The organism is Micromonospora maritima (assembly GCF_902825405.1).
In the GTDB taxonomy this organism is placed as follows: domain Bacteria; phylum Actinomycetota; class Actinomycetes; order Mycobacteriales; family Micromonosporaceae; genus Micromonospora; species Micromonospora maritima.
In genome coordinates this window covers 1-4,664 of the sequence record NZ_CADEAU010000425.1, presented here as the reverse complement: position 1 = coordinate 4,664, position 4,664 = coordinate 1, and the positions used below count along the sequence as shown (strand labels likewise).

General features: G+C 76.0%; 4 protein-coding genes. 1 reads left to right on the top strand and 3 read right to left on the bottom strand.

Going from position 1 to position 4,664, the window contains the following annotated elements:
* The coding region (locus HUW36_RS26185; RefSeq protein ID WP_174530586.1) for a peptidoglycan recognition protein family protein at nt 1-610 on the top strand (610 nt) is incomplete at its 5' end.
* Between the two features lie 51 nt (nt 611-661).
* On the opposite strand, the gene HUW36_RS26180 is transcribed toward HUW36_RS26185, so the two are convergent.
* From HUW36_RS26180 to HUW36_RS26170, 3 genes are all read right to left on the bottom strand, one after another.
* Nucleotides 662-2,821: an MMPL family transporter gene (locus tag HUW36_RS26180; protein WP_217428882.1), complete on the bottom strand. Its 2,160-nt coding sequence runs from the start codon at nt 2,819-2,821 to the stop codon at nt 662-664.
* Complete coding sequence (locus HUW36_RS26175) at nt 2,821-3,507, bottom strand: LmeA family phospholipid-binding protein (RefSeq protein ID WP_174530584.1); 687 nt, start codon at nt 3,505-3,507, stop codon at nt 2,821-2,823. Before HUW36_RS26175 ends, HUW36_RS26180 begins: the two co-directional genes overlap by 1 nt.
* Nucleotides 3,508-3,589: 82 nt before the next feature.
* A partial coding sequence (locus HUW36_RS26170; protein WP_174530583.1) for a sensor histidine kinase occupies nt 3,590-4,664 on the bottom strand: 1,075 nt, incomplete at its 5' end.

The following is a 4,664-nucleotide window of genomic DNA, read 5'->3' as shown; positions in this document are numbered from 1 at the left end:
CGCCGGCACGCTGGCCCAGGCCGGTCCCGGCCGCGACGCGCGGGCCGCCGCCACGCGCGTCGACCAGCCGACCATCGCCAACTGCGCGACCTGGAGCGCCCGCCCGCCCTCGTCACCGGTGAGCGTGGTGCAGAGCCGACCGAACAAGATCATCGTCCATCACACCGCGTTCCCGAACACCGCCGACTACAGCCTCGCCCAGGCGTACCGCAACTCCCGCGACATCCAGGACCTGCACATGGACACCAACGGCTGGCTCGACTCCGGCCAGCACTTCACCAACAGCCGGGGCGGCCACCTGACCGAGGGACGCCACGGCAGCCTGTACGCGCTGCTGCACGGGCAGACCATGGTGCAGGGCGCGCACTGCGTCGGGCAGAACAGCCAGGCCATCGGCATCGAGAACGACGGCATCTACCTGGACGTGCAGCCGCCGCAGGCGCTCTGGGACAGCCTGGTCGTGTTCTGCGCGTTCACCTGCCAGCAGTACGGCATCGCGCCCACCGAGATCTACGGGCACAAGGACTTCAACAGCACCCAGTGCCCCGGCCTGTTGCACGACCGGCTGCCGGAGCTGCGCCGCACCGTCGCCGCCCGGCTCGGCGGCTGAACCGGCGTACGTGGGGCGCCCGGGTGCGACGGGCGCCCCACGTGGCCGCGCTCAGCCCACCGGCACCCGCGGCGCCCGGTCGGGCCGCCGGTCCGACCGGTCGGGCCGCCACCAGTTCGCCCGACCGAGCAGGGCCATGGTGGCCGGCACCAGCAGTCCCCGGACCACGGTGGCGTCCACCGCCACCGCCACCGCCATGCCGAGACCGAACATCTTGATCACCGGGTCGTCCTGGAGCACGAAGCCGGCGAAGACGGTCACCATGATCAGCGCGGCCGAGGTGATCACCGGGCCGGTCCCGGCCAGCCCTTCCCGGACCGCGGTGCGGTTGTCGCCACTGACCAGCCAGGACTCCCGAACCGCGGTCAGCAGGAACACCTCGTAGTCCATGGAGAGCCCGAAGAGCAGGGCGAACAGCATCATCGGCAGATAGCTCTCCACCGGCACCGGGCCGGACAGGCCGGTCAGCCCGACCCCCCAGCCCCAGGCGAAGACCGCCGTCAGCACCCCGTACGCGGCCCCGATCGAGACCAGGTTCATCACCGCCGCCTTGATCGCGACGACCGGCGCCCGGAACGCCGCGTACAGCAGCACGGTGGCCAGGCCGACCACCACCGCGATGACCCACGGCATCCGCTGCCCCACCCGGTCGGCGAGGTCGACGCGGGTGGCGGTGGCGCCGCCCACGTGCGTCTCGACACCCGGCACCTCGACCGCCCGCAGCGTCCGCACCAGCGTGGCGGTGGTCGGATCGCCCGGCGCGGTCGCCGGGTACGCGGTCAGCACCACGACGCGCCCGCCGTCGGCGAGCCGGGCCGGGGTGACCCGGGCGACGCCGGGCGTGCCGGCCACCCGGGCGGTCAGACCGTTCACCCGCGCGTCGCCGGCGTCGGCCGGCGGGTCCAGCTCGGCGACCACGGTGAGCGGCCCGTTCACCCCCGGCCCGAAGCCGGCCGCGAGACGGTCGTAGCTGGTCCGTCCGGCGGTGCCGACCGGCTCGTCGCCCGGGTCGACCTGGCCCAGTCGCAGGTCGAGGGCAGGTGCGGTGAGCACACCGAGCAGCAGCAGCGCCAGGATCGCCCAGCGCCACGGCGCACCGGTGACCCGGTCGGCCTGCCGGGCCCAGCCGCTCCGGCGGCCCGCCCCCGTCCCGTCGGGGGCCGGCAACCGGCGGCGGATCCGCAACCGGTTCAACCGGTGCCCGAGCAGGGCCAGCAACGCCGGCAGCAGGGTCACCGCGCCCGCCACGGCGACGACCACCACCAGACCGGTGGTCCAGCCGAGCGTGCCGAGGACGGGCACGCCGGCCACCGCCAGCCCGCCGAGCGCGACGACCACTGTCCCGCCCGCGAACACCACCGCGCTGCCCGAACCGGCCACGCTGCGCGCGACCGCCTCGGCGACCGGCACGCCCTCGGCCAGCAACCGGCGATGCCGGGTGACCAGGAACAACGCGTAGTCGATACCGACACCGAGGCCGACCATGGTGGCCAGCGTCCCGGCCACCGACGGCACCGCCACCAGATGCCCGGCCAGTCCGACCGCGCTGACCGCGCAGGCCAACGTGAACAGCGCGGTGACCAGCGGCACCGCCGCGGCCACCAGGCCCCCGAACGCGAGCAGCAACACCAGCGCGGCGACGGCCAGCCCGAGCACCTCGCTGTCCCGTGCACCGCCACGTTCCGCGGCCGAGGCGAACACCCCGCCGGGCGTCACCTCGATGCCGGCCGCCCCGGCGGGAGCGGCCGCCTCGGTGACCGCGCCGGCGAGCGCCTTGTCCACCTGGCGCGGGGACACGTCGAGCCGCACGGTCAGCCAGCCGGTACGCCCGTCCGCGCTGAGCGTGCCGGCGGCGGCGTCGATCCCGTCGACGGCGGTCACGTGCGGCACGTCCGCGACCTCGCGGCTCACCTGCGCCAGGACGTCCCGCCGTGCCGGGTCGTCGAGCCGCCCGGCGTCGACGTGCAGCACCAGTTGCCCGCCGGTGCCACCACCCTGCCCGGCCTCGTCCAGCAGGTCCCGCGCCTGCTGGGCGTCGCTGCCGGGCAGCGCCACGTCGTTGTCGACCGGCCGGCCGAGAGCCGCCGCGGCGCCGACCAGCAGCACGGCGAGGATCAACCAGATTCCCAGCACGGTCCGGGGTCGGCGGGCGCAGAGCCGGCCGACCCCGCCCATCAGCCGGTGCACCCGGCTGCCGTCGTCGACCCGCATCATGCTCCTCCGCAGTGCGCGCCGGCCCGCCCGCCGGCCGCCGGCAGGGTGAGTTCGTGCCCCTCGACCCGGACGAGGAGCCCGTCGCCGGTGGCCGTCACCGCCCGGTAGGACAGACCGTCGGGCAGCGTCGGCAGCTCACGTCCGAGGTCCGCGCTCCCGCCGAGCCGGTCGAGCAGCGTGCCGGCCGGCCGCCGGATCCCGAACACCTCCACCTCGGTCGGAGTGAGGACGAGACGCCCACCGGTCAGCGTGGGGCGGACCAGCAACGTGACCGGGACGGCGCGCGCCTCCGTCTCGATGCCCAGCTGACCCTCGACGTAGCGGTACCGCAACGGACGCCCCGCCGCCTCGGTGGGCAGCGCCTCGTAGCCGACGAGCACCGCGACGTCCGCGGCACCGATCCGGGCCGGTCCGTCGCCGGTGCGGACGTCGCGCAGGTCGGCGTCGGCGCGGGCGACCCGGAGACCGCCGGCCCGGACGTCGGCGACAGCGATCCGGAGCCGGTCCAGCCGGCTGCCGAGGACCTGCGGCAGCACCGGGAAGCCGCCCAGTTCGACCGAGGGCCGGGGCACCCCGGCCGCGCAGGCCACCCGGTCGGCGAGCCGCCCGGCGACCAGCCGGGCCGCCGCCCGGTCGGCGACCACCGCCGCCAGGACGAGGAACAGGACCGCCGCTGCGCTCACCAGCCGACGGCGTGTGGTTTTCCGCATGGCGCGAGCACACCAGGGCCGGCTGGGTGTCCGACCGGAGGCGGATGAGAGAACGTCAAGAGTCCGCGCCGGGCAACCGGATCCGCACCGTCGTGCCCGCCCCTTCGGCCGTCTCCAGGCCCAGCTCGCCGTCGTGGGCGGCGACGATCTCGGCGACGATGGCGAGCCCCAGCCCGCTGCCCCCGGCGCCGCCGTGGCTGAACCGGTCGAACGCCCGGGCGGCCAGTTCCGGCGGCATCCCCGGCCCCTCGTCCCGGACCGCAACCTCGACCCGGTCGCCGCTGCGGCGTACGTCCACGACCGCCGGGGTGCCCGCCGGGGTGTGGGCGCGGACGTTGGCGAGCAGGTTCGCCAGCACCTGGCGCAGCGCGTCGGCGTCCCCGCGCACCGTCGCGACGGGTGGGGCGGTGAACCGTAGCGGCCGGCCGGGCTGCACCGCCAGGGCGTCGGCGACGGACTCCCGGGCCACCTCGGCCAGGTCGACCGTCTCCCGGCCGAGCCGCGGCTCGGCGTCGAGCCGGGCCAGGTAGAGCAGGTCGTCGAGGATGCGGCTCATCCGCGTCGCTTCCTCGTCTCCCCGGCGCAGCACCTCGGGCCGGCGTGCCGGCTCGACCATGTCGTGGCGCAGCAGGTGCAGGTAGCCACGGATCGAGGTCAACGGCGTGCGCAGCTCGTGCGAGGCGTCCGCGACGAAGGTGCGCAGCCGCTCCTCGGAACGCGCCCGGGCGGCGATCGCCGACTGGAGCCGGGCGAGCATCCCGTCGACGGCGCGGGTCAACCGCCCCACCTCGGTCCGCTCGCTTCCCTCGACCGGCACCCTGCGGTCCAGGTCGCCACCGGCGATCGCGGTCGCGGTGCCGGTGATCCGGTCCAGCGGACGCAGGCCCCGCACCAGCAGCACGCGGGCGAAGCCGGCGAGCAGCAGCAGCACGGTCAGCCCACCGGCCAACTCGACCAGGACCAGCCGGCGCACCGTCTCGCGCACCGGTGCGAGCGGGAGTGCGATCAGCACGACCGCCCCGCCGGCCCGGACGGTGACCGCCCGCCACGTCCCTGCGTCGAGCGTCGTCGCCGGACCGGCGCTGCCGTCGGCGGGCGGGGCCGGGGCCCGGTCCAGCAGCGGGGCGGCC